We start from the raw sequence: 22,178 nt of genomic DNA, 5'->3' as shown, positions 1-22,178 counted from the left end.
TAAGAAGGGTATATTCTATCCGCTGAGTTATCCGCAATGATACAAGGAACGCCATGACGACTCGTATTGCGATAAACGGTTTTGGCCGTATTGGCCGCAGTGTGTTACGCGCGTTGTATGAATCAGGCCACCGGGCTGAATTGGCCGTTGTGGCGGTGAATGAGCTAGCGAGTGCGGAAGGTATGGCGCATTTGCTCAAATATGATACCAGCCATGGTCGCTTTTCATGGGATGTTCGTCAGGAGTGCGATCGGCTTTATGTCGGTGATGATTGTATCCGCCTATTACATCAGGCTGAGATTCATCCATTGCCCTGGCGGGAACTGAGTATCGATGTTGTACTGGATTGCAGCGGTATCTATGGCAGTCGGGAGGATGGCGCAGCCCACCTGACGGCGGGCGCGAAGAAAGTGTTGTTTTCTCATCCCGGAGCGGCGGATCTGGATGCCACGGTGGTGTTTGGCGTCAATCATCATCAGTTGGAGCGCGGGCACCGCATGGTTTCCAATGCGTCCTGTACGACTAACTGCATTATTCCAGTGATTAAGCTGTTGGATGAAGCCTTCGGCATCGAGAATGGCACGGTGACGACGATTCATTCATCCATGAACGATCAACCGGTGATCGATGCTTATCATCACGACCTGCGGCGCACTCGCGCTGCCAGCCAGTCGATCATCCCGGTAGATACCAAACTGTCGGCGGGGATAACCCGCATTTTCCCGCAGTTTGTCGATCGTTTTGAGGCGATATCGGTGCGGGTGCCGACGATTAACGTCACGGCAATTGACTTGAGTGTAAGTGTCAGAAAAGCCGTAAACGTGAATGAAATTAATGGGCTATTGCAAAAATCAGCGCATGAGTCGTTTCGTGGTATAGTTGATTATACTGAATTGCCACTCGTGTCAGCGGATTTTAACCACGATCCGCATAGCGCTATCGTCGACGGTACGCAAACTCGGGTCAGTGGTCAGCATCTGATTAAAATGTTGGTCTGGTGCGATAACGAATGGGGCTTTGCCAACCGGATGTTGGATACAACACGGGCGATGGCGGCCTGCGGTTTCTAGTACGATGATAGCGATCAGGGGTTGCTATCTCGCTCAAGCAACTTTAAAAGAGAATCAACAAGAGGATTCACCATGTCTGTAATTAAGATGACCGATCTGGATCTGGCTGGTAAACGTGTTCTTATTCGTGCGGATCTGAACGTACCGGTAAAAGAAGGGAAAGTGACGTCCGATGCTCGCATCCGTGCCTCTCTGCCGACCATCGAAATCGCCTTGAAACAAGGTGCTCGCGTTATGGTCACTTCCCATCTGGGACGCCCGACTGAAGGCGAATATAATGAAGAATTTTCCCTGCTACCCGTTGTCAACTATCTGAAAGAGAAGCTCTCTTCTCCTGTGCGTCTGGCAAAAGACTATCTTGATGGTGTTGATGTCGCTGAAGGCGAACTGGTTGTATTGGAAAACGTTCGCTTTAACAAAGGTGAGAAGAAAGACGACGAAATCCTGTCCAAGAAGTACGCTGCGCTATGCGATGTGTTCGTGATGGACGCCTTTGGTACGGCACACCGCGCGCAGGCCTCAACGCATGGTGTGGGTAAATTTGCCCCTATTGCCTGTGCGGGTCCCCTGTTGTCAGATGAACTGGAAGCCTTGGGTAAAGCGCTGAAGGAACCCGCTCGGCCAATGGTCGCTATCGTGGGGGGGTCTAAAGTGTCCACCAAGCTGACGGTGCTGGATTCTTTGTCTAAGATCGCCGATCAGCTGATCGTCGGTGGCGGTATCGCTAATACCTTCGTTGCGGCACAGGGTCACAATGTTGGGAAATCCCTGTATGAAGCAGACCTGATTCCTGAAGCGAAAAAGCTGCTGGAAACCTGTGACATTCCTGTACCGAGCGATGTGCGTGTCGCATCTGAGTTCTCTGAAACGGCGACCGCAACGTTGAAATCCGTGACAGCAATCAAAGATGACGAGCAGATTCTGGATCTAGGCGATGTTTCCGCTGAACGTTTGGCTGAAATTTTGAAGAATGCCAAGACCATTCTGTGGAATGGTCCGGTTGGCGTATTTGAGTTCCCCAATTTCCGTAAAGGAACCGAGACAATCGCGCGCGCTATCGCCGATAGCGACGCATTTTCTATCGCAGGTGGCGGCGATACGCTGGCGGCGATCGATCTGTTTGGTATCGCTGACAAAATTTCCTATATTTCTACTGGCGGTGGCGCATTCCTGGAATTCGTTGAAGGGAAAAAGCTGCCTGCAGTGGTGATGCTGGAAGAACGTGCAAAGCAATAATTTAAGATAAAGGGTTCTGACCCTTTCCGTGGCCATCTTGACATATGGGTGTCGAGATGGCCTGTCGATTTAACATCGATCTCTCTAACCCCTCTACGGCCAATGAAACGGGACACGTAACATGTCTAAAATTTTTGATTTCGTAAAACCCGGTGTCATCACTGGTGATGACGTTCAGAAAGTTTTCGCAGTAGCAAAAGAAAACCACTTCGCCCTGCCAGCAGTGAACTGTGTCGGCAGCGACTCAATCAATGCGGCGTTGGAAGCCGCTGCTAAAGTGCGTGCGCCTATCATCGTTCAGTTTTCTAACGGTGGCGCGGCATTTATCGCCGGTAAAGGTTTGAAAGCGGAAGGCCAGCAGGCCGCGATTCTGGGGGCAATTTCTGGCGCTCATCATGTGCACCAAATGGCTGAACATTATGGCGTTCCGGTTATTCTGCATACCGACCACTGCGCGAAAAAATTGTTGCCGTGGATCGATGGCCTGCTAGATGCGGGAGAAAAACACTTTGCGGCAACGGGTAAACCCCTGTTTTCTTCCCACATGATTGACCTGTCTGAAGAGTCTCTGGAAGAAAACGTCGAAATTTGTTCTAAATATTTGGCGCGTATGGCCAAAATCGATATGACGCTGGAAATCGAACTGGGCTGCACCGGTGGTGAAGAGGATGGGGTGGATAATAGCCACATGGACGCCTCGGCACTGTACACTCAACCGGCGGATGTTGATTATGCGTACACTAAGCTGAACGCGATCAGCCCACGTTTCACCATCGCGGCCTCTTTTGGTAATGTGCATGGCGTCTACAAGCCCGGTAATGTGAAGCTGACACCGACCATCTTGCGTGATTCTCAGGAGTACGTTTCTAAGAAACATAATTTACCGCACAACAGCCTGAATTTTGTCTTCCACGGGGGATCGGGTTCCAGCGCTCAGGAAATCAAAGATTCTGTTAGCTATGGTGTTGTGAAAATGAACATCGATACCGATACCCAGTGGGCAACATGGGAAGGTATCCTGAAGTATTACCAGGCAAACGAAGCGTATCTGCAAAGCCAGTTGGGAAACCCGAAGGGCGAAGATCAGCCGAACAAAAAATACTATGACCCGCGTGTGTGGCTACGTTCAGCCCAGGCGAGCATGGTGGCGCGCCTGGAACAGGCCTTCAAAGAACTTAATGCGGTTGATGTGCTGTAATTAATAAAAATCAGACATATTTGATGCTAAGGCTCCTTCGGGAGCCTTAATTTTGTATGGTGAGAGGCCGCCATGTTGCGGTTTTAGTTGTGGACGCTATGCTTTGCTAATAATTAAAAACAGGAGCTCTTAAATGGAAGAACTTAATACAGGTTTGGATCAGGCAGGAAACTGGCTGGTAGCGCATCAGAACTTGTTTTTGCAGTATGCGGTAAACATTGTCGCAGCCGTTGTGATCCTTATCGTCGGTTTGGTGATCGCTCGGATCGTCTCCAGTACACTCAATAAACTGATGATTAGCCGTGCTATCGATTCAACCGTGGCCGATTTCCTCTCTGCGCTGGTGCGCTATGGCATTATCGCGTTTACTCTAATTGCCGTATTGAGTCGCATTGGGGTACAAACGGCATCGGTGATCGCCGTGTTGGGCGCCGCGGGCCTGGCTGTAGGTTTGGCATTGCAAGGGTCGTTGGCCAACTTTGCTGCAGGGGTTTTGCTGGTGATTTTTCGACCGTTTCGTACGGGCGAATGGGTGGATTTGGGGGGCGTATCCGGTTCAGTTACCCAGGTACAAATATTTTCGACAACGCTGCGAACCGCGGATGGCAAGATCATCGTTGTGCCCAATGGTAAGATCATTGCGGGTAATATTATCAACAGTTCGCGTGAACCGGATCGCCGTACCGAAATTATTGTCGGCGTGGCCTATGATGCCGATATCGACGTGGTGAAAAAGCTGTTGGGGGATATTGTTGCCGCCGATGCGCGCATCCTGCATGACAAGGGCGTGACAATTCGTCTTAATGAAATGGCGGCGTCATCGTTGAATTTTGTCGTGTGGGTATGGACAACTAACGGTAACGCGCAGGCAGTATATTGGGATCTGCTGGAAAACTTTAAACGTGTGCTGGATGAGCACCGTATTGGTATTCCTTATCCGCAAATGGATGTACACCTGCATAATGTACAGCCTGTAGCAAAACAGCCGGAATAAATGTGTTGAGATAAGCAACGCATATGCACCCTGTTCCTTTGACAGGGTGCACTGTCGGAAACACCGTTCCATGTAGACTTGGCTTTCTCTCGTCGCCTGTGCATTAGTTTAACTAATGTTGCGTTAGAATATTCAATTTCACTTATCTCATTGGCTTCCCTAGACTCCCCCCGCAATAACAAAAAATGGGGGGGGAGATCCAGATGTGGGCAATATATTTGCAGGGCGTGTTGTTAGGGGCGGCTATGATTTTGCCGCTGGGGCCGCAAAACGTCTTTGTGATGAATCAGGGAATCCGTCGACAATATCCTCTGATGGTAGCGTCATTCTGCACGTTGAGCGACATTGTGTTGATCGGTGCGGGTGTTTTTGGCGGTAGTGCGTTGCTTAGCCAGTCTTCGTGGCTACTCGGCGTAGTGACCTGGGGTGGCGTGGCGTTTTTGCTTTGGTTTGGCTGGGGAGCGATGAAAACGGCCTTTAGTCAAAATATTATGCTGGCAAACGCTGAGACGATGAAGCAAAGCAGGGGACATATAATCGCCACCATGCTGGCGGTGACCTGGCTTAATCCGCATGTCTATCTGGACACTTTTGTTGTACTGGGGAGTTTGGGGAGCCAGTTGAGGGACGATGCCCGACGCTGGTTTGCGTTGGGGACGATGACCGCGTCTTTCATTTGGTTCTTTATGTTGGCGTTATTATCTTCCTGGTTGGCGCCGTGGCTAAATACAGCACGGGTACAACGTGTCATTAATTTTCTTGTTGGTGTGGTGATGTGGGCTATTGCCGTACAGTTGGCGTGTCACGGTGGGAAATAAATACTCCCGCTATACGCGCTGTTTCAGAAATTCTCCTATATTGTGTGGAGTCGGTAATACGTTATGTTATCTGGTAATAGATACTCTTTTGGTATCTTCCATCCTGAACGTGCTGTGCCAGAGCAAGAAAAGCGACTGAGTCACAGACGTAACGAAACATAAGTAAGGAGAGAGAGTGAAGCGTGGAATGAAGCTCAAAGCACTGGCGTTTGCCGCCGCGGTAGGATTAAGCGGTACATCTATTACGTCACAGGCTGCGGAACTGCCGGAGGGTCCGCATATTGTGACGTCGGGGACATCAAGCGTAGATGCCACACCGGATATCGCACGTTTAGCGATTGAGGTGAGCGTGTCCTCGAAGGATGCGGCGGAAGCGAAAAAACAGGTTGACGCCAGAGTTGCACAATACTTTGATTTCCTTAATAAAAATGGCATTGAGAAAAAAGATATCAATGCGGCCAATTTACGCACACAGCCAGAATATGACTACCTCAAATCGGGTAGCTCGGTATTGAAAGGTTATCGTGCTGTACGCCAGGTGGAAGTCACGGTGCGCCAGTTAGACAAGCTGAACGAGTTGCTGGATGGCGCGTTAAAATCGGGATTAAACGAGATCCGTACCGTGGAATTAGGCGTGGCTAATCCGGAAACCTATCGGGAGGAAGCGCGTAAGAAGGCTATTGAACAGGCGACGAGTCAGGCGGCATCGCTCGCGCAAGGGTTCAACGCCAAATTGGGGCCAATCTATAGCATTCGCTACCACGTTGCCAATTATCAGCCAATGCCGATGGCTCGCATGTTCAAAGCGGCAGATGCGGCGCCGCAGAGTGAAGTTGCACAAACTTATGAACAGCAAACCATTCACTTTGACGATCAGGTGGATGTTGTATTTGAGTTGCAGCCTACGCCTTAACTCACTGTGCGTAAGTATGAACGCGCTGTATGAGCATTGAAAAACCCAACAGGTCTGCTACTCAGGGCTGTTGGGTTTTGTCACGATGTCAGCAGTATCTTCTGTATGCTAAGACTGTCTTAATACCTGATGACCGTGTGAAAGCAGCGCGTCCGTAACTTTTCTCATCATCCGGCTTTCTGGCGCAAAGCGGTGCCAGTAGAGCATCCGACGTTGAAATAGTCCTGGCGTCAGATCGATTAACTCATTGTTGGCAAGCTCTTTCTCGATTTGTAGATGCGGGATCATGCAGCAGGTTGTCCCTTGACGCGCCAGTTGAACAAACGCTTCTGACGAGTTCACGATATGACACGGAACGCTACCCGGCGATAAATCGAAATTTTGCTGCAAAAAAGCTTGGTGCATATCGTCCAGATGGTCGAAAGCGACGGCGGGCGCGCGTAGTAGCGCCGAACGCGTTACACCATGAGAAAAATAGCGAGCGGCGAAGGTTGGTGATGCCACAAACAGGTAATCCAGCGCGCCCAGTTTATCGACCAGACAGCTTGGCAGTGGCTGGGATTGGATACTCACCGCGCCTACCACTTCGCCGCGGCGTAGCCGTTCCTGAGTGCGCGTTTCATCTTCCACCTGCAAATTCAGCCGGATGGGGGAATCCACCAGAACCGGTTGTAACGCGGGCAGCAACCAGGTTGCCAGGCTATCGGCATTCACTGCCAGCGATAGCAATAAAGGCGTATCGCTGCTGGTTTCATTGCCTAGCCACTCTTCTTCCAGTAACTCGACTTGGTGAAGCAGCGCTAGCAGCCTTTGCCCTTGCTCCGTCGGACGGGGAGGAATGGTTCTGACTAAGAGTGGCTGACCGAACAGGTTTTCCAACTGTTTAATACGCTGGGAAACGGCCGATTGAGTAATACATAATTTTTGGGCGGCACGTTCAAAACCACGCTCACGGATGACGGCATCCAGAGCCTGAAGCGTTCGATAGTCCGGGCGTTTCATGAAAATCTACATCCTCTGAATGAGTCAGGTTTCTTTCACTATGCCATATTTTACGGCTTTGCCATGCAGAAATCTTATTTTGGCGATGATATGGCGTCATGTCGCAATGCGACGTGAGTGAACGGCACAGATGAAATAATGCATTGACGAAATATTGCATTGTAGGTGCAGTGAATCGCACGCTTTCCCTGACAGGCATGTTCTATAATATGCGCACGTTTTCGTATATCGATGTTACAGGTCAAAAAAATGATGACGCAAGATGAATTGAAAAAAGCTGTAGGATGGGCCGCGCTTGATTACGTTCGCCCGGATACCATTGTCGGCGTGGGTACTGGCTCAACTGCCGCACACTTTATTGATGCGCTAGGGTCAATAAAACATAAAATAAAAGGCGCAGTTTCCAGTTCCGATGCCTCAACGGCAAAGCTGAAAAGCTTGGGGATCCCCGTTTTTGACGCCAACGAGGTCGATTCATTGGATATTTATGTTGATGGCGCCGATGAAATCAATGGCCACATGCAGATGATTAAAGGGGGAGGCGCGGCGTTAACCCGTGAGAAAATCATCGCGGCGCTGTCGCGCCAATTCATCTGCATCGTGGATGAATCAAAGCAGGTTGACATACTGGGTAAATTCCCATTGCCCGTTGAAGTGATTCCGATGGCGCGTTCCTATGTGGCGCGGGAGTTGGTGAAGCTAGGCGGGCAGCCAGTATATCGTCAGGGTATCGTGACGGATAACGGTAACGTCATCCTGGATGTCCATAACCTGAATATCATGGATGCGATTGCGGTGGAAAACCACATTAATGGTATTCCTGGCGTCGTAACCGTTGGCTTATTCGCTAATCGTGGTGCAGATGTGGTATTAATTGGCACGGCTGAAGGGGTTAAAACGCGGGTTAAATAAGGGCCGGCTTGCTTTGACAGGGCGCGTGTCCACGCCAAAAATTTTTCGCTAAAAAATCTATTTGGTTAACGGCCCTATTTTAGTACTTAATATCACATTTTCTTATTTCATTCGTTGTCGATATGGCGATATCGCTCTTTGGCAATATTTCTGGCCACAAATCGGGGGCGTACCTCTTTTGTGTGAGCTGAGTAAAGCAATCGTTTGTATTGCTGAGCGCGTAATTTTTGTTATGTTGACAGAGGCTATTTGGCACTCTGCCGCATGTGAAGTCTGAAAATAAGGTCGGGAAATGGCAAAGGTATCACTGGAAAAAGATAAGATTAAATTTCTGTTGGTGGAAGGCGTACACCAGAGCGCGCTAAATAACCTGCGTGCTGCCGGTTACACTAACATTGAGTTTCACAAGGGCGCGCTGGATCCAGAAGCGTTGAAAGCTTCCATTCGTGATGCGCACTTCGTGGGAATTCGCTCGCGTACCCAATTGACAGAAGACATTTTTGCGGCGGCAGAAAAGCTGATCGCAGTAGGGTGTTTTTGTATTGGCACGAATCAGGTTGCATTGTCTGCCGCAACCAAACGTGGTATCCCGGTTTTTAACGCGCCGTTTTCCAATACCCGCTCTGTCGCGGAAATGGTGATTGGCGAAATGCTGCTGATGCTGCGTGGTATCCCCGCTGCAAATGCAAAAGCACATCGCGGCGTCTGGCACAAACTGGCGGTAGGATCGTTTGAAGCGCGCGGTAAAAAGCTAGGAATTATCGGTTATGGCCATATCGGCATGCAACTGGGTATTCTGGCTGAGAGCCTGGGGATGCATGTTTATTTTTACGATATTGAAAGTAAATTACCGCTAGGTAATGCCCAGCAGGTGCGCCATCTGTCCGAACTGCTGAACATGAGCGACGTGGTCAGTCTTCATGTGCCGGAAAATAACAGTACACAAAACATGATAGGCGCAGAAGAACTGGCGCTGATGAAGCCTGGCTCCATCCTGATTAACGCCGCTCGTGGTACGGTTGTTGATATTCCGGCGCTGTGTGACGCGCTAAGCAGCAAACATCTTTCTGGCGCGGCCATCGACGTATTTCCACGAGAACCGGCAACCAACAATGATCCCTTTGTGTCGCCGCTGTGCGAATTTGATAATGTGCTGTTGACGCCACATATTGGGGGATCTACACAGGAAGCGCAGGAAAATATCGGTGAAGAAGTCGCTGGCAAATTGGTGAAATATTCCGACAATGGTTCTACATTGTCGGCGGTGAATTTCCCGGAAGTGTCACTGCCTGTTCCGGGCGCGCATGCCAGTCGACTACTGCATATTCACGAAAATCGCCCCGGTATTATTAATCAAATCAACCAGATATTCGCCGAGCAAGGAATCAACATTGCCGCACAGTATCTGCAAACGACGCCCGAAATTGGCTATGTCGTGATTGATGTTGAAACCAAAGGGGCGGAAACCGCATTGCAACTGATGAAAGCGATTCCCGGCACCATTCGCGCGCGTCTGTTGTTCTAATCCGCCAAGCGTAAATCGAACGTTCAATCAGCCCCAAAGGGGCTGATTGCGTCATCAGAGCGCAATAACGATTTTTCCGCGCATATGCCCTTCCAGTACTTTGTCATGCGCCTGTTTTAGCGTGTCTACCGTTAATCCTTGTAATGTTTCGCTAGCGGTTCCCTGAAGCTTGCCCGCATCGACCCATTGTGCAACTTCGTGCAGAATTTTTCCCTGCTCTGCCATATCTGGCGTGTTGAACATACTGCGAGTAAACATGAATTCCCAATGTAATGCTGCGCTTTTAGATTTCAACGCAGTCTGGTCGAGGGGGTGTTCATTCTCGACGATCGTGCAAATGTTCCCCATCGGAGCGATCAATTTACCGATGGCTTCCCAGTGACCATCGGTGTCATTCAAGCAGAAAATATAGTCGACCTGACTGATACCCTCTTGCGCCAGTGCGTCGACCAGATTACGGTAATCTACGACTTTATGCGCACCGCGCTGGCGGCACCATTCAGCCGAATCAGGTCGAGAAGCCGTAGCGACGATCTGAACTGAACTGCGTAATGCGGCCAGAGAAATCGCCAGCGAACCGACGCCGCCCGCACCGCCAATGATCAACAGTGTTTTATCGCTGCTTGCCTGTTGTATTTTCAGGTGTTCAAACAAACCTTCCCAGGCGGTAAGCGCTGTAAGCGGGAGCGCCGCGGCCGTTGCCCAATCCAGCGATTTTGGCTTATGTGCCACGATACGCGAATCAATGAGTTGGTGAGTGGTATTGCTACCGGGGCGGGTAATATCGCCCGCGTACCAGACCTCATCGCCGATCTGAAAGCCACTAACGGCATTGCCTATGTTTAACACCACGCCACTGGCATCCCAGCCGAGGATTCGTGGAGAGGATAATCCGTTTTGGCGTAATCCGGCATGAACTTTGGTATCTACAGGGTTGATGGAAATGGCCTTTACGCCAACCAATAAATCGTATTCGCCGGGCTTAGGGATGGGCTGCGTGATGGCGATGAAATTTTCTGGCTGTTGTGGATTAACGGCTATCGCATGAGCGGTCATATTCTGTTCCTCAGTATTTTCAGCGTGTGGTTTTGTGCATAAAGACTCGTTTCGAGTAGTGTGCTTTTTTGCCTAAGAACCAGTGTAGAACACGGAGATAAGGCTGATAAGATGGACAATAAAGAACGCAGCGTTCGTTTAAGGTAAACAATCATGTTTAAACAATTGCAGGATATGGCGCTGTTCGCGATGGTGGCCGAGTGCGGCAGTTTTACGCAGGCTGCACGCAAAGCAGGGCTGGCAAAATCCAGCCTGAGCTTGCGTATTAGCCAGCTAGAACAGCAAATTGGCCTGCGGCTGTTGAATCGGACGACGCGCCAGCTCAATCTGACGTTTGCGGGGGAGCGCTACCTGATCCACTGTCAGGAAATGCTACAAGCCAGTGAGCGCGCCGATCTTGCCATACAGCGCTTGCGTGATAATCCCAGCGGACGGTTGCGCATCACCAGTCCGGCAGGCTTGGGTTCCACATTGGTGGCGCGGATTACGACCGAATTTCAGCAACGTTTTCCTGCGGTATCGCTGGATGTGTTGATTTCAGATGAGGTGATCGATCTGGTTCAGGAAGGTTTAGATGTCGCTTTTCGTACTGGTAAACCGCACGATTCTTCTTTGATTGGGCGCCCGCTTGGACAGACTGCCCGCTATTTGCTGGCATCGCCTGACTATCTGGCGCGGTATCCAGCATTGCTCCACCCACAGCAACTCCAGCAGCACCGCTGTATTGCACATCATGCCTGGCCGGAATGGTTGCTTCATCGCGGCTCTGAGCTTTATCGTTGGTTACTGCCTGAAGCGCATATCACGGATAACCTACTTTACGCCCGTGAGTGCGCCATTGCGGGAGCGGGCATTACGCTATTGCCGGATTTCCTCTGTCTGAATGAGGTGGTCTCCGCGAAGCTGGTTAGAGTCTTGCCGGATTGGCAGGTGGAAGCAAACGAGCTTTATCTGGTGTATCCCAGTCGCAAACTGAATTCGCCTGCGCTGGCGTGCTTTATCGACTTTGTTTTACAACATCGTGCGTTGGGCGATGACTCAACATTTTTGAATAATCAGCCGTGAGGCTATGCCTATAATGTTTCGTTTCATTTTTATTGTTTTTATTCAATTTTTATTGAAACGCGATTTCTATCAACTTATTTTAGGTAAGTTTTTGATTGGAAATGCCGATAACACTCTTGGTTTCTTGTGACTTATGTACGAAAGGTGTGCCTGCGTGGCGTGATTATCGCAGTGATTTCTGGGATCTGCCAGATCGCTAATGGCAGGGGGGAGTTAGGCCAGTGATGGTGAAAATGAGAATGCAGCCGATGTCTATTCAAAAAGATAAGTTAAGTTACATCCATAATATACGTCTCGTTTCGTTATTTATTACCCTTTTTTCAATTGTGCTGATTTTATTTGCGCTTTCTATTGGCACAGCAAGCTATTTCTTAAAGCAAAGTAATGATTCCCTGAATAGAGTGAATGAATTGTCCGATATTCGCGCGGGCATCGGCAGTAGCCTCGATCAATTGCGGGCTGCACGATTACTGTTAATTCAGGCCGGTGCTGCCAATCGTATTGGCGATAGTGAGGTGTTTAAAATCGGTCTAGATAAGGCTGCGGGTCGTATCAAAGCCTCGCAGAAGCGTCTGAATGAATACCTTGCACGTCCAGGTAAACTGGATAGCGAAAGCGCATTGGATAACGAAATTCTTAAGAGCTATGCCAACTATCGCGATAACGCGATTCTGGCGATGCAGAAAGCGACAAGTAACGGGGAATTTGAAGAAACTATCACGTTGGAGAGTACGCTGGCGCGTCAGTTAGATGAAGAATTTAGCGTTCCCGTGCGTAAAAAAGTCACTGAGTTGACGCAAGCAGCACAGGATATTAATCAGCGTGCGGCGGAGAATGCCAAATTGGGCTATTGGACGATGGCAGGATCGTTCGTGCTGTCCGTCATAATGGCGATTATGGCCTATATCATGGTACGCAATGTGATTCTGGCGCCAATCAACAGGCTGGTTGAACGCATCCAGAAGATTGCCGCAGGCGATCTAACGCAGCCGCCGATGGCGATGGGGCGTAATGAAATCGGCATACTTGGAACGAATATCCAGAATATGCAATCGGAGCTGACCAATACGGTAACGATTGTACGTGAAGGCGCGGAGTCAATTTATCAAGGTTCGTCGGAAATTACGGCGGGTAACGTCGATCTCTCATCACGTACCGAGCAGCAGGCCGCCGCGCTGGAAGAAACCGCTGCGAGCATGGAACAACTAACCGCAACGGTGAAGCAGAACTCTGACAATGCGCATCATGCCAGCCAACTGGCGAAAAACGCGTCTGAAAAAGCGGAGAAGGGCGGGCAAATTGTGCAAGGCGTGGTGGACACCATGCAGGATATTTCTACTAGCTCAAAGCGCATTTCCGAGATCACTTCCGTAATCAATAGCATTGCTTTCCAGACGAATATTCTGGCGTTAAACGCGGCGGTAGAAGCGGCGCGCGCCGGTGAACAAGGGCGGGGTTTTGCCGTCGTAGCGGGAGAAGTTCGAAATCTGGCGCAGCGTAGTGCGCAGGCGGCGAAGGAGATTGAAACATTGATTGCCGAGTCCGGTCGATTGGTGGAAACCGGGGCGGGGCTTGTGTCTCAGGCAGGAACTACCATGGGTGAGATCGTTCGTGCGGTTGTCAGTGTGACTGACATCATGGGCGAAATCGCTTCCGCTTCTGACGAGCAGAGCCGAGGGATTGGGCAGGTGAGCCAGGCGGTGTCTGAAATGGATGGCGCAACGCAGCAGAATGCGGCATTAGTGCAGGAAGCCTCGGCTGCGGCGGTTTCGCTTGAAGAACAGGCCGCACGCCTGACGCAGGCTGTGGCGGTGTTCAAGTTGGCTGGGGTGGCGCAGAAGCTGAAAGCATCATTGCCAAAAGGCGCGCCGCAACCGCGTTTAGCTCCAACGATGGCGATTGCCGGAAGCAGTGGCAAAGGCAGCGATAATCAGAATTGGGAAACGTTTTGATCGCAGCGCGTAAATAATAGTCATCAGCAAAAGAAGTGGCCCGCGATGCGGGCCACTGGTTTATCAAGGCTGGCGGCTTATTTGGCGATCTTCTTGTATTTGATTCGGTGTGGTTCCAGTGCATCGGCACCAAGAGTCCGTTTTTTGTACTCTTCGTATTCGCTAAAGTTACCCTCGAAGAATTCCACCTTGCCTTCATCTTGGTAATCCAGGATGTGGGTTGCTATACGGTCAAGGAACCAGCGGTCATGCGAGATCACCATGGCGCAGCCGGGGAATTCCAGCAGGGCATTTTCCAGCGCGCGCAAGGTTTCGATATCCAAATCGTTGGTGGGTTCATCGAGCAGTAGTACGTTGCCGCCAACCTGCAACAATTTTGCCAGATGCAGACGACCACGTTCACCGCCGGATAGCTCGCCAACGCGTTTGCCCTGATCGACGCCTTTGAAATTGAAACGACCAACGTAGGCGCGGCTTGGCATTTCAGTGTTGCCGATGCGCATAATGTCCTGACCACCGGAGACTTCTTCCCAGACGGTTTTGCTATTGTCCATCGCATCGCGGAACTGATCGACGGATGCCAGCTTCACCGTCTCGCCCAGCTCAATTGTGCCGCTATCCGGCTGTTCCTGACCAGACATCATACGGAACAGCGTGGATTTACCCGCGCCGTTGGGGCCAATAATGCCGACAATAGCGCCTTTGGGCACGGAGAAAGACAGTCCATCGATGAGTTGGCGCTCGCCGTAAGACTTACAGAGGTTGGTGACTTCCACTACTTTATCACCGAGGCGCGGACCAGGTGGAATAAACAGTTCGTTAGTTTCGTTACGTTTTTGGTATTCCGTGTTATTCAACTCTTCAAAGCGTGCCAAACGCGCCTTACCTTTGGACTGACGGCCCTTAGCGCCTTGGCGCACCCACTCCAACTCTTTCTCAATAGACTTACGACGGGCCGCTTCCTGAGAAGCTTCCTGCGCCAGACGCTGATCTTTCTGTTCTAGCCAGGAAGAGTAGTTGCCTTCCCACGGAATGCCTTCGCCACGGTCCAGTTCCAGAATCCAGCCTGCGACGTTATCGAGGAAGTAGCGGTCGTGGGTAATCGCCACCACGGTGCCCTCGAAATCGTGCAGGAAGCGTTCCAGCCAGGCGACCGACTCGGCATCAAGGTGGTTGGTGGGTTCATCGAGCAGCAGCATGTCTGGTTTTTCCAGCAGCAGGCGGCACAACGCCACGCGGCGACGCTCCCCGCCGGACAGGTTAGCGATTTTCGCTTCCCAATCGGGTAAGCGGAGCGCATCGGCAGCGCGTTCCAACTGATTGTTCAGGTTATGACCATCGTGCGCCTGAATAATTTCTTCCAGCTTACCTTGTTCAGCCGCCAGTTTATCGAAATCAGCATCGGGGTCGGCATAAAGCGCATAGACTTCATCAAGACGCTTGAGCGCGGTGACAACTTCAGACACCGCCTCTTCTACGGATTCACGTACGGTATGTTCCGGGTTTAGCTGCGGTTCCTGCGGTAAATAGCCGATCTTGATTCCAGGTTGCGGGCGTGCTTCGCCCTCGATGTCCGTGTCAATGCCAGCCATAATACGCAACAGCGTTGATTTACCGGCTCCGTTCAGACCCAATACGCCGATCTTGGCGCCGGGGAAAAAACTGAGGGAGATGTTTTTCAGAATGTGACGCTTCGGCGGGACGACCTTACCGACGCGATGCATGGTATAAACATATTGAGCCACGTTGCGACTTCGCCTCTCTCTTATCTCTATGATTTGTCACCAAAACGGGTGACGATGTGTAGCACTGGGCCACTGAATACCACATTGCGCTGCTAAGGAAACGCCTTTGCAGCGGATCGATTATTCTAAGCGCACTGCCCTGAATACGAAGTGTAGCGGGTTTCAACGTGCGATCCCAGCTATCCGGCGATCCGCCCTGATCGATCTGAGACACGCTCCCACTTAATGATTTCAACATCGACTTACGGATCGACATACCGTTGTTTGACACGATGTGCCACACTGGATCTGTCTAATAGGCTAAGGGTATCGACACGATGAAGGATACCGATAGTAAGTTTAATAACGGATAAGGTTGATACAATGATGAGAGCGGGTCATTGGTGGTATGCCGTGGTGGCAATATGTCTGGCTGGCGCTTCCGGTTATGTACTGGCAGATTCTCTCGATGAGCAGCGGCAGCGCTATCAGCAGGTAAAGCAGGCATGGGACAACAACCAGATGGACACGGTAGCGCAACTGATGCCGACGCTACGTGGTTACCCGCTTTACCCTTACCTTGAATACCGCTCGCTGACGCAGAATCTGAGTGAAGTCAGTGCGACACAGGTAAAACGGTTTATAGCGACGCATCCGACGTTGCCCCCTGCCCGCAATCTTACCACCAGTTTCGTCAATGAACTGGCGCGTCGGCAGGATTGGATCGGCCTGCTGGCATTTAGCCCGCAGCCGCCGAAGCCAGTCAGCGCCCGCTGTAATTTTTATTATGCCAAGTGGGCCACGGGACAGCGTGAAGGCGTATGGCAAGCCACGCGTGATATCTGGCTGACTGGGCGTTCGCTTCCTAACGCATGCGATAAGCTCTTCGCCGTCTGGCAGCAGGCCGGTGAACAGACGGCGCTAACGACGCTGGAACGGGTGCGTTTGGCGATGGATGAAGGCAGTGACGGTTTAGTGCGCTATCTCATCAAGCAACTGCCCGACAATTACCAAACAATGGGTAATGCGCTACTGAAACTCCAAAGTAATCCGAATACGCTTGAGAGCTTCGCTCGTACCGTTGGACCAACCGAGTTTACCCGTAAAGTGACGTTGGCGATGTTTGCGCGCACGGCACGTCAGGATACGGATAATGCACGTTCGATGCTGCCAGTCATTGTACGCTTGCAGAAAATGAGCGCCGCTGAACGCCAAATCATGGAGGAGACTATCGCCTGGCGCTTGATGAGTAATGATATTACGCCAGAGCAGGCTCGATGGCGGGATGAGGTGGTGCGGCGGAGCACATCAACGTCATTATTGGAGCGTCGCGTGCGTATGGCGCTGGGGGCTGGCGATCGTCAGGGGCTGGCAAGCTGGATGGCGCGCTTACCCACAGAGGCATTAAAGAAAGACGAATGGCGCTATTGGGGGGCGCTTATGCTCTTGGAACAGGGCAAACGTCAGGAAGGTGAAGCACAGTTACGTAGCCTGATGCAGGCACGAGGTTTCTACCCTATGGTGGCGGCGCAAAAGCTGAATGAGCGTTACCCCATGACTATCATGACGGCCGTAAAGCCCGATCCCGCATTGTCTCAGCTACCGGAAATCGCTCGTATTCGGGAACTGATGTTCTGGCAGATGGATAATCTGGCACGCAGCGAGTGGGTTGGACTCGTTGCGAATCGAAGTAGACCGCAACAGGAAGCGCTGGCGCGCTATGCGTTTGAACAGCGCTGGGCAGATTTGAGCGTGCAGGCGACTATTGTCGCTAAGCTGTGGGATCATCTGGAGGAGCGTTTCCCGCTGGCCTGGAATGACGAATTTCGCCGTGAAACGCAGGGGAAAGGAATTAGCCAAAGCTATGCGATGGCGATAGCCCGTCAGGAGAGCGCCTGGAATCCGAAAGCGCGTTCCCCCGTCGGCGCTTCCGGGCTGATGCAGTTGATGCCGGCAACGGCGAAGCATACCGCTGAAATGAGTAATATCGCATCCTATACCAATAGCAGTCAGTTGTTCGATCCTGAGACGAATATTCTGTTGGGAACGCGTTATCTGGAGTACGTCTACCAGATGTTCGATCGTAACCGGATTTTGTCTTCTGCGGCTTATAATGCCGGCCCGTCGCGCGTGAATACCTGGTTGAAGAACAGCGCAGGGCGTATCGATCCTATTGCGTTTATCGAAAGTATTCCCTTCTCCGAGACGCGGGGGTACGTGAAAAATGTGCTGGCTTATGATGTCTTCTATCGCTATTTCCTGCATCAGCCAGCTAACGTGCTAACCGATGCCGAGTGGCAGCGGCGTTATTAAGAGGACATTGCGATCGTCGTTTGAAACTGTGTTATGCTGCCGTACTAGTTAAATAGTATGGTAGCCCGTTATGACTTCGTTATCGCTTATCGATCCAGCACTTTCAGAACAAGACAATGAGCATTGGTTACTTTTTGTCAAACTCTTGCAGCAGTCCATCGAAGAGGATCTGCAATTGCCGTTGCTTCAATTGTTACTCACGCCGGATGAACGCGTTGCGTTAGGAACGCGAGTGCGTATTGTGCAGGAATTGATGCGGGGTGAAATGAGTCAACGCGAGCTGAAGAGCGAGCTAGGGGCAGGTATCGCCACGATTACCCGCGGTTCAAATAGTCTGAAAACCGCGCCCCCCGCATTAAAAAGCTGGCTAGAAGCGCAGTTGCTGTCGGCTGAGACACCATCGATAGACAAAGCGTAATGGTTACTGCTTTGCTGTCTGAACGGGAATCTGGTAGATCGGATTATGAAAGGGCACCAGGGCCAGCAGCAAGGCCTGGTGGTAAACGCTGGTTCGTGACAACTTGCCATCGGTGAAGACGCCGATAGCTCCGCCTTTATGTTTGATATTTTGAACGCCGGTTAAACGTTCCATTTCATCACCTAATTCCCGCCCTTCACGAATACCGTGTAATATACTTTCAGGAAGCACCAGGCTTGCAGAACGGGATTCGCCGCGCAGATGTGCATTTTCGATTACCATCCAGGCGAACGTCATACTTTCTTCAATGCCGGCTTCGACGCCCACCCAAAAATCTGCTTCCGGGCGTACCTGCCGTGCCATCATAACGCGGTTTCTGGCACCGGTACGGGTTTCAATCGATCCAAGAGGTTGACGTGGGACGCCGCTATCGACGTCAACGCCTTCGATGCGGCAATTTTCCGCACCAAAGACATCGGTGAAGGCCTGGGTAATAGCCTTAATTTTGGCCGGATTAGTAGTTGCAGCAACAACGTGATACATAACGGTTTCGTACCTTTAGTTAATTTGACGCAGTATAACGGAAAATAACCATGTTACAGGTATATCTTGTTCGCCATGGCGAAACAGAGTGGAATGTGGCCCGACGTATTCAAGGTCAATCGGATAGCGCGCTGACGCCAAGAGGTGAGCAACAGGCACGGCAAGTTGCTGAACGGATCAGGACGTTAGGGATCACGCATATTTTTACCAGCGATCTCGGAAGAACGCGTCAGACGACAGAAATCATCGCTAAATCCTGTCGTGATTGCCAGATAATCCTGGCGCCGGGGTTGCGTGAATTGAACATGGGCGTATTGGAAGCCCGAGACCTGGACTCCCTGACGACAGAAGAAGAAGGGTGGCGTAAAAAGATCGTGGATGGTACGCCCGATGGCCGCATACCAGGCGGCGAATCAATGGAGGAGGTCGCATCGCGGATGCATGGCGTATTAGCGAGTTGTCTGGCGTTGCCGACAGGGAGTCGCCCTCTGCTGGTGAGTCACGGTATGGCCTTAGGCTGCCTGCTGAGTACGGTTTTAGGGCTACCCGCGTCGGCTGAACGGCGTTTGCGTCTACGTAATTGCTCCCTGTCGCGGATCGATTATCAGGATAGCCCGTGGTTAGCGCCGGGTTGGGTGGTGGAAACGGCTGGCGATACCGCACATTTGGATACGCCAGCACTGGATGAGTTACAACGTTGAAGACGGCTCGGTATGTTGAATAGGGATAAAATATTCGCAGCGGATGATGGCGGGAATCTCGCTACCCGCGTCGCAATTAGGGTGAAAACGCTCGGCGTCACACCCTTTGCGGCGCGTGAGTTGCAACGTTGGCAGGCAAGTGTCATACAGTGTAATAATGAAATCCTGTAGCCCGTCTTTTGGCCCTTCATAAACAAACATCGCGTAGTCACCGCCTGGCAGCGTGATGGGGTCGCCAGTATGGACACCATTGGGAAGATACTGCGGTTCAAGCGCGGTGGTGCAGAGCATTTCGATCTCGTCGTCCTTATCCTTGCTTGGTCGTGAATAGTGTAATCCATAGAGCACGGGGGGAATGCAAGAGGTTTCCCCTAAAAACTGCTTCCAATAATGGACACGAATTTCCGTGCGAAAGCTCCCAATTTGCTCCAGACGGCAGTTATACGTTTGCGTTAGCCCAAGAAGCGGCGTATCTGGCAACGTGACAAACTGCGGTTTAGGCAAGGTAAACGGCTTGAGACGAATAGGCGGACGAATGCCAACGGTGTTCCAATTATCGGCGCGACGATAAGACGCGGGCGTTTGGGCAAATTGCTTTTTGAATGCGCGAGTGAATGTCTGTTGTGAATCAAAACGGTATTGCAAGGCAATATCGAGGATAGGGCGGCTGGTGAGACAAAGTGCAACCGCCGCTTTGGTCAATCTTCGCGCTCGGATATAGGAACCGATGGCATGCCCCGTCACGTCTTTGAACATTCTTTGCAGATGCCACTTGGAATAACCCGCTTTTGCCGCCACGTTATCCAGTGATAGCGGTTGGTCGAGATGGCTTTCCAGCCAGTTAAGCAAATCACGTATGATACTGGCTTGATCCATAATCTTCCTCATCAAACACATTGGGCACGAACGTATTGCGCTTGCGCATCATAGCAATATTTTCATGTTGGTACTGCCGAAGATTTTTGAAAATATTCCTCAGCTAATTCGGATGAAACGGGGTGGATATCATGGTTGATTTTGTGCATCCTCCTTTTTATTTTATTGTGATGGCGAATCCTTTGTCATCGGTTGTTACGGGATCTGAAATATGAATGTAAAGGGCATCATGGCTGCAAGTTTGCTATTGCTATCCACCGCTGGCGTCGTTAACGCGGAAGAAGTCGGCTCGGTCGATACTGCTTTCAAACTGCTGGGGCCGGACCATAAGATTGTTGTGGAAGCGTTTGACGATCCAGATGTATCCAATGTGACCTGTTACGTTAGCCGCGCTAAAACCGGCGGAATTAAAGGTGGGTTAGGGTTAGCGGAAGATACCTCAGATGCGGCTATTTCTTGTCAGCAGGTTGGGCCAGTTACGCTATCCGATAAAATCAAAAAAGCGGCCGATCGTGGTGAGGTGGTATTCCAGAAGCGAACCTCGCTGGTTTTCAAGAAATTGCAGGTCGTCCGATTTTACGATCCAAAACGTAACGCACTCATTTATTTAGCCTACTCCGATCGTCTGGTCGATGGTTCGCCGAAAAACGCGCTTAGCGCTGTGCCGGTTATCCCGTGGGGTAAGAGTGAATAACCGAGAGTTGGAGAGGAAAACAGCCGGAGCAGATGTTCGCTCCGGCTGCGGAAATTAATTTTCCAGATCGCCACAGAAGCGATAACCTTCACCGTGGATTGTTGCGATAATTTCCGGCGTATCGGCAGTTGATTCAAAGTGCTTACGGATACGGCGGATGGTGACGTCTACGGTACGGTCGTGCGGCTTAAGCTCACGCCCCGTCATTTTCTTTAACAGTTCTGCTCGTGACTGAATCTTGCCTGGGTTTTCGCAGAAATGCAGCATCGCGCGGAATTCACTGCGCGGCAGTTTGTATTGTTCACCTGCCGGGCTAATCAGAGAACGGCTGTTGATATCCAATTCCCAACCGTTAAAGCGGTAACTTTCCACCAATCGACGCTCTTCCGTGCCACTGCCCAAATTCATGGTTCGTGACAACAGGTTACGCGCGCGGATCGTCAATTCTCGTGGGTTAAACGGCTTGGTGATGTAATCATCTGCACCAATTTCCAGTCCGAGGATTTTATCAACTTCATTGTCACGGCCAGTAAGGAACATTAGCGCAACGGCTGCTTGCTCACGCAGTTCCCGCGCTAATAATAGACCGTTTTTCCCTGGCAAATTGATGTCCATAATCACCAGATTAATGTCATTCTCGGACAAAATATGGTGCATTTCTGCGCCATCAGTGGCTTCGTGAACAACGTATCCTTCCGCCTCAAAAATGCTTTTGAGGGTATTACGAGTGACTAACTCGTCTTCAACAATAAGAATGTGCGGCGTCTGCATGTTTGCTACCTAAAATTGCCAACGTAAATTATAGAAATCGGAAGTACGGAAGTCGCTGTCATACCCTGCTGGCTCGCTGGCTTCAATGCCAGCTATTTCGGGTATTTCCCTGGAGCTTATCGAGGTAAACTACGCTCTCGCTCAACATCAGACTCAAGTACGTAAATGCGTTACTGGTGTTTACGCTCTACCTGCTTAGAGGTACCGCTAGCGGGTGAGTGTGGCGCTAACTTAACGGCGCGCAAAGTGGCGCACAGTTTAACCTTATTAACAGCAACATAACAGTAAGCGCGGATTTTGCCTGCTGATAAATCTACGGTTCTGTTGACATATATCAAATTTCATTTTAGCACGTTAACGATTTTGTGATAAACCCTCATAAGATTGCTAGGTTACG

20 protein-coding genes are annotated in these 22,178 nt (G+C 50.8%); 14 read left to right on the top strand and 6 right to left on the bottom strand.

The features are described 5' to 3' along the window. Nucleotides 1–53: 53 nt before the first annotated feature. From epd to RFN81_RS15405, 6 genes are all read left to right on the top strand, one after another. Nucleotides 54–1,070 (top strand): erythrose-4-phosphate dehydrogenase, encoded by a 1,017-nt coding sequence (gene epd, locus RFN81_RS15430; RefSeq protein WP_264496665.1) that lies wholly within the window; start codon nucleotides 54–56, stop codon nucleotides 1,068–1,070. 72 nt (nucleotides 1,071–1,142) lie between these two features. Beyond that, nucleotides 1,143–2,306 carry a phosphoglycerate kinase gene (gene pgk / locus RFN81_RS15425; protein ID WP_264496664.1) on the top strand — a complete coding sequence of 388 codons (1,164 nt, stop codon included), beginning with the start codon at nucleotides 1,143–1,145 and terminating at the stop codon, nucleotides 2,304–2,306. A 121-nt stretch (nucleotides 2,307–2,427) separates the two neighbouring features. Further along, nucleotides 2,428–3,504 (top strand): class II fructose-bisphosphate aldolase, encoded by a 1,077-nt coding sequence (gene fbaA, locus RFN81_RS15420; protein WP_264496663.1) that lies wholly within the window; start codon nucleotides 2,428–2,430, stop codon nucleotides 3,502–3,504. 133 nt (nucleotides 3,505–3,637) lie between these two features. Further along, nucleotides 3,638–4,498: a small-conductance mechanosensitive channel MscS gene (gene mscS, locus RFN81_RS15415; RefSeq protein WP_264496662.1), complete on the top strand. Its 861-nt coding sequence runs from the start codon at nucleotides 3,638–3,640 to the stop codon at nucleotides 4,496–4,498. A 203-nt stretch (nucleotides 4,499–4,701) separates the two neighbouring features. Beyond that, nucleotides 4,702–5,316, top strand: coding sequence for an arginine exporter ArgO (gene argO, locus RFN81_RS15410; protein WP_264496661.1), 615 nt, complete (start codon nucleotides 4,702–4,704; stop codon nucleotides 5,314–5,316). A gap of 187 nt (nucleotides 5,317–5,503) precedes the next feature. Further along, nucleotides 5,504–6,229 (top strand): oxidative stress defense protein, encoded by a 726-nt coding sequence (locus RFN81_RS15405; protein ID WP_264499006.1) that lies wholly within the window; start codon nucleotides 5,504–5,506, stop codon nucleotides 6,227–6,229. A 108-nt stretch (nucleotides 6,230–6,337) separates the two neighbouring features. On the opposite strand, the gene RFN81_RS15400 is transcribed toward RFN81_RS15405, so the two are convergent. Continuing rightward, the gene (locus RFN81_RS15400; RefSeq protein WP_264496660.1) at nucleotides 6,338–7,231 is read right to left on the bottom strand and encodes a LysR family transcriptional regulator ArgP; all 894 of its coding nucleotides are present in this window, start codon (nucleotides 7,229–7,231) and stop codon (nucleotides 6,338–6,340) included. Nucleotides 7,232–7,483: 252 nt separating this feature from the next. On the opposite strand from RFN81_RS15400, the gene rpiA reads away from it, so the two are divergent. Continuing rightward, complete coding sequence (rpiA, locus tag RFN81_RS15395) at nucleotides 7,484–8,143, top strand: ribose-5-phosphate isomerase RpiA (RefSeq protein ID WP_264499005.1); 660 nt, start codon at nucleotides 7,484–7,486, stop codon at nucleotides 8,141–8,143. A 292-nt stretch (nucleotides 8,144–8,435) separates the two neighbouring features. After that, entirely contained in the window at nucleotides 8,436–9,668 is a 1,233-nt protein-coding gene (gene serA, locus RFN81_RS15390; protein ID WP_264496659.1) for a phosphoglycerate dehydrogenase, read from the top strand. Between the two features lie 54 nt (nucleotides 9,669–9,722). On the opposite strand, the gene RFN81_RS15385 is transcribed toward serA, so the two are convergent. Continuing rightward, entirely contained in the window at nucleotides 9,723–10,724 is a 1,002-nt protein-coding gene (locus RFN81_RS15385; RefSeq protein WP_264496658.1) for a zinc-binding alcohol dehydrogenase family protein, read from the bottom strand. 153 nt (nucleotides 10,725–10,877) lie between these two features. Between RFN81_RS15385 and RFN81_RS15380 the strand changes: the two genes are divergently transcribed. Beyond that, on the top strand, nucleotides 10,878–11,789 hold the full coding sequence (locus RFN81_RS15380) for a LysR family transcriptional regulator (protein WP_264496657.1): 912 nt from the start codon (nucleotides 10,878–10,880) through the stop codon (nucleotides 11,787–11,789). 248 nt (nucleotides 11,790–12,037) lie between these two features. Beyond that, nucleotides 12,038–13,741: a methyl-accepting chemotaxis protein gene (locus tag RFN81_RS15375; RefSeq protein ID WP_264496656.1), complete on the top strand. Its 1,704-nt coding sequence runs from the start codon at nucleotides 12,038–12,040 to the stop codon at nucleotides 13,739–13,741. Nucleotides 13,742–13,818: 77 nt separating this feature from the next. On the opposite strand, the gene ettA is transcribed toward RFN81_RS15375, so the two are convergent. Then, nucleotides 13,819–15,486, bottom strand: coding sequence for an energy-dependent translational throttle protein EttA (gene ettA, locus RFN81_RS15370; protein WP_264496655.1), 1,668 nt, complete (start codon nucleotides 15,484–15,486; stop codon nucleotides 13,819–13,821). A 363-nt stretch (nucleotides 15,487–15,849) separates the two neighbouring features. On the opposite strand from ettA, the gene sltY reads away from it, so the two are divergent. Both sltY and trpR read left to right on the top strand, forming a co-directional pair. Then, nucleotides 15,850–17,778 (top strand): murein transglycosylase, encoded by a 1,929-nt coding sequence (gene sltY, locus RFN81_RS15365; protein WP_264496654.1) that lies wholly within the window; start codon nucleotides 15,850–15,852, stop codon nucleotides 17,776–17,778. 70 nt (nucleotides 17,779–17,848) lie between these two features. After that, a complete protein-coding gene (gene trpR, locus RFN81_RS15360; protein ID WP_264496653.1) occupies nucleotides 17,849–18,196 on the top strand; it encodes a trp operon repressor in 348 nt (115 codons plus the stop codon). A gap of 3 nt (nucleotides 18,197–18,199) precedes the next feature. On the opposite strand, the gene yjjX is transcribed toward trpR, so the two are convergent. Beyond that, the gene (gene yjjX, locus RFN81_RS15355; protein WP_264496652.1) at nucleotides 18,200–18,739 is read right to left on the bottom strand and encodes an inosine/xanthosine triphosphatase; all 540 of its coding nucleotides are present in this window, start codon (nucleotides 18,737–18,739) and stop codon (nucleotides 18,200–18,202) included. Between the two features lie 50 nt (nucleotides 18,740–18,789). On the opposite strand from yjjX, the gene gpmB reads away from it, so the two are divergent. Next, complete coding sequence (gene gpmB, locus RFN81_RS15350) at nucleotides 18,790–19,440, top strand: 2,3-diphosphoglycerate-dependent phosphoglycerate mutase GpmB (protein ID WP_264496651.1); 651 nt, start codon at nucleotides 18,790–18,792, stop codon at nucleotides 19,438–19,440. Here the strand turns inward: gpmB and robA are convergent. Next, a complete protein-coding gene (robA, locus tag RFN81_RS15345; protein WP_264496650.1) occupies nucleotides 19,429–20,316 on the bottom strand; it encodes an MDR efflux pump AcrAB transcriptional activator RobA in 888 nt (295 codons plus the stop codon). The two genes, gpmB and robA, sit on opposite strands and share 12 nt — an antisense overlap. Before the next feature lie 211 nt (nucleotides 20,317–20,527). Here robA and creA point away from each other — a divergent pair, with 211 nt between their 5' ends. Next, a complete protein-coding gene (gene creA / locus RFN81_RS15340; RefSeq protein WP_264496649.1) occupies nucleotides 20,528–21,010 on the top strand; it encodes a protein CreA in 483 nt (160 codons plus the stop codon). Nucleotides 21,011–21,064: 54 nt separating this feature from the next. Here creA and arcA read toward each other — a convergent pair whose 3' ends face one another. Next, complete coding sequence (gene arcA / locus RFN81_RS15335) at nucleotides 21,065–21,781, bottom strand: two-component system response regulator ArcA (protein WP_264496648.1); 717 nt, start codon at nucleotides 21,779–21,781, stop codon at nucleotides 21,065–21,067. Nucleotides 21,782–22,178 lie beyond the last annotated feature (397 nt).

The organism is Pectobacterium cacticida (assembly GCF_036885195.1).
Classification (GTDB): Bacteria; Pseudomonadota; Gammaproteobacteria; order Enterobacterales; family Enterobacteriaceae; genus Pectobacterium; species Pectobacterium cacticida.
The sequence above is the reverse complement of the archived record's forward strand: the minus strand, read 5'-3'. Positions and strand labels throughout refer to the sequence as shown.

What these genes read in the sequence shown, in the direction of transcription:
- epd (WP_264496665.1), top strand. Translation starts at nt 54, where the DNA reads ATGACGACTCGTATTGCGATAAACGGTTTTGGCCGTATTGGCCGCAGT.
- pgk (WP_264496664.1), top strand. Translation starts at nt 1,143, where the DNA reads ATGTCTGTAATTAAGATGACCGATCTGGATCTGGCTGGTAAACGTGTT.
- fbaA (WP_264496663.1), top strand. Translation starts at nt 2,428, where the DNA reads ATGTCTAAAATTTTTGATTTCGTAAAACCCGGTGTCATCACTGGTGAT.
- mscS (WP_264496662.1), top strand. Translation starts at nt 3,638, where the DNA reads ATGGAAGAACTTAATACAGGTTTGGATCAGGCAGGAAACTGGCTGGTA.
- argO (WP_264496661.1), top strand. Translation starts at nt 4,702, where the DNA reads ATGTGGGCAATATATTTGCAGGGCGTGTTGTTAGGGGCGGCTATGATT.
- RFN81_RS15405 (WP_264499006.1), top strand. Translation starts at nt 5,504, where the DNA reads ATGAAGCTCAAAGCACTGGCGTTTGCCGCCGCGGTAGGATTAAGCGGT.
- RFN81_RS15400 (WP_264496660.1), bottom strand. Translation starts at nt 7,231, where the DNA reads ATGAAACGCCCGGACTATCGAACGCTTCAGGCTCTGGATGCCGTCATC.
- rpiA (WP_264499005.1), top strand. Translation starts at nt 7,484, where the DNA reads ATGACGCAAGATGAATTGAAAAAAGCTGTAGGATGGGCCGCGCTTGAT.
- serA (WP_264496659.1), top strand. Translation starts at nt 8,436, where the DNA reads ATGGCAAAGGTATCACTGGAAAAAGATAAGATTAAATTTCTGTTGGTG.
- RFN81_RS15385 (WP_264496658.1), bottom strand. Translation starts at nt 10,724, where the DNA reads ATGACCGCTCATGCGATAGCCGTTAATCCACAACAGCCAGAAAATTTC.
- RFN81_RS15380 (WP_264496657.1), top strand. Translation starts at nt 10,878, where the DNA reads ATGTTTAAACAATTGCAGGATATGGCGCTGTTCGCGATGGTGGCCGAG.
- RFN81_RS15375 (WP_264496656.1), top strand. Translation starts at nt 12,038, where the DNA reads ATGTCTATTCAAAAAGATAAGTTAAGTTACATCCATAATATACGTCTC.
- sltY (WP_264496654.1), top strand. Translation starts at nt 15,850, where the DNA reads ATGATGAGAGCGGGTCATTGGTGGTATGCCGTGGTGGCAATATGTCTG.
- trpR (WP_264496653.1), top strand. Translation starts at nt 17,849, where the DNA reads ATGACTTCGTTATCGCTTATCGATCCAGCACTTTCAGAACAAGACAAT.
- yjjX (WP_264496652.1), bottom strand. Translation starts at nt 18,739, where the DNA reads ATGTATCACGTTGTTGCTGCAACTACTAATCCGGCCAAAATTAAGGCT.
- gpmB (WP_264496651.1), top strand. Translation starts at nt 18,790, where the DNA reads ATGTTACAGGTATATCTTGTTCGCCATGGCGAAACAGAGTGGAATGTG.
- robA (WP_264496650.1), bottom strand. Translation starts at nt 20,316, where the DNA reads ATGGATCAAGCCAGTATCATACGTGATTTGCTTAACTGGCTGGAAAGC.
- creA (WP_264496649.1), top strand. Translation starts at nt 20,528, where the DNA reads ATGAATGTAAAGGGCATCATGGCTGCAAGTTTGCTATTGCTATCCACC.
- arcA (WP_264496648.1), bottom strand. Translation starts at nt 21,781, where the DNA reads ATGCAGACGCCGCACATTCTTATTGTTGAAGACGAGTTAGTCACTCGT.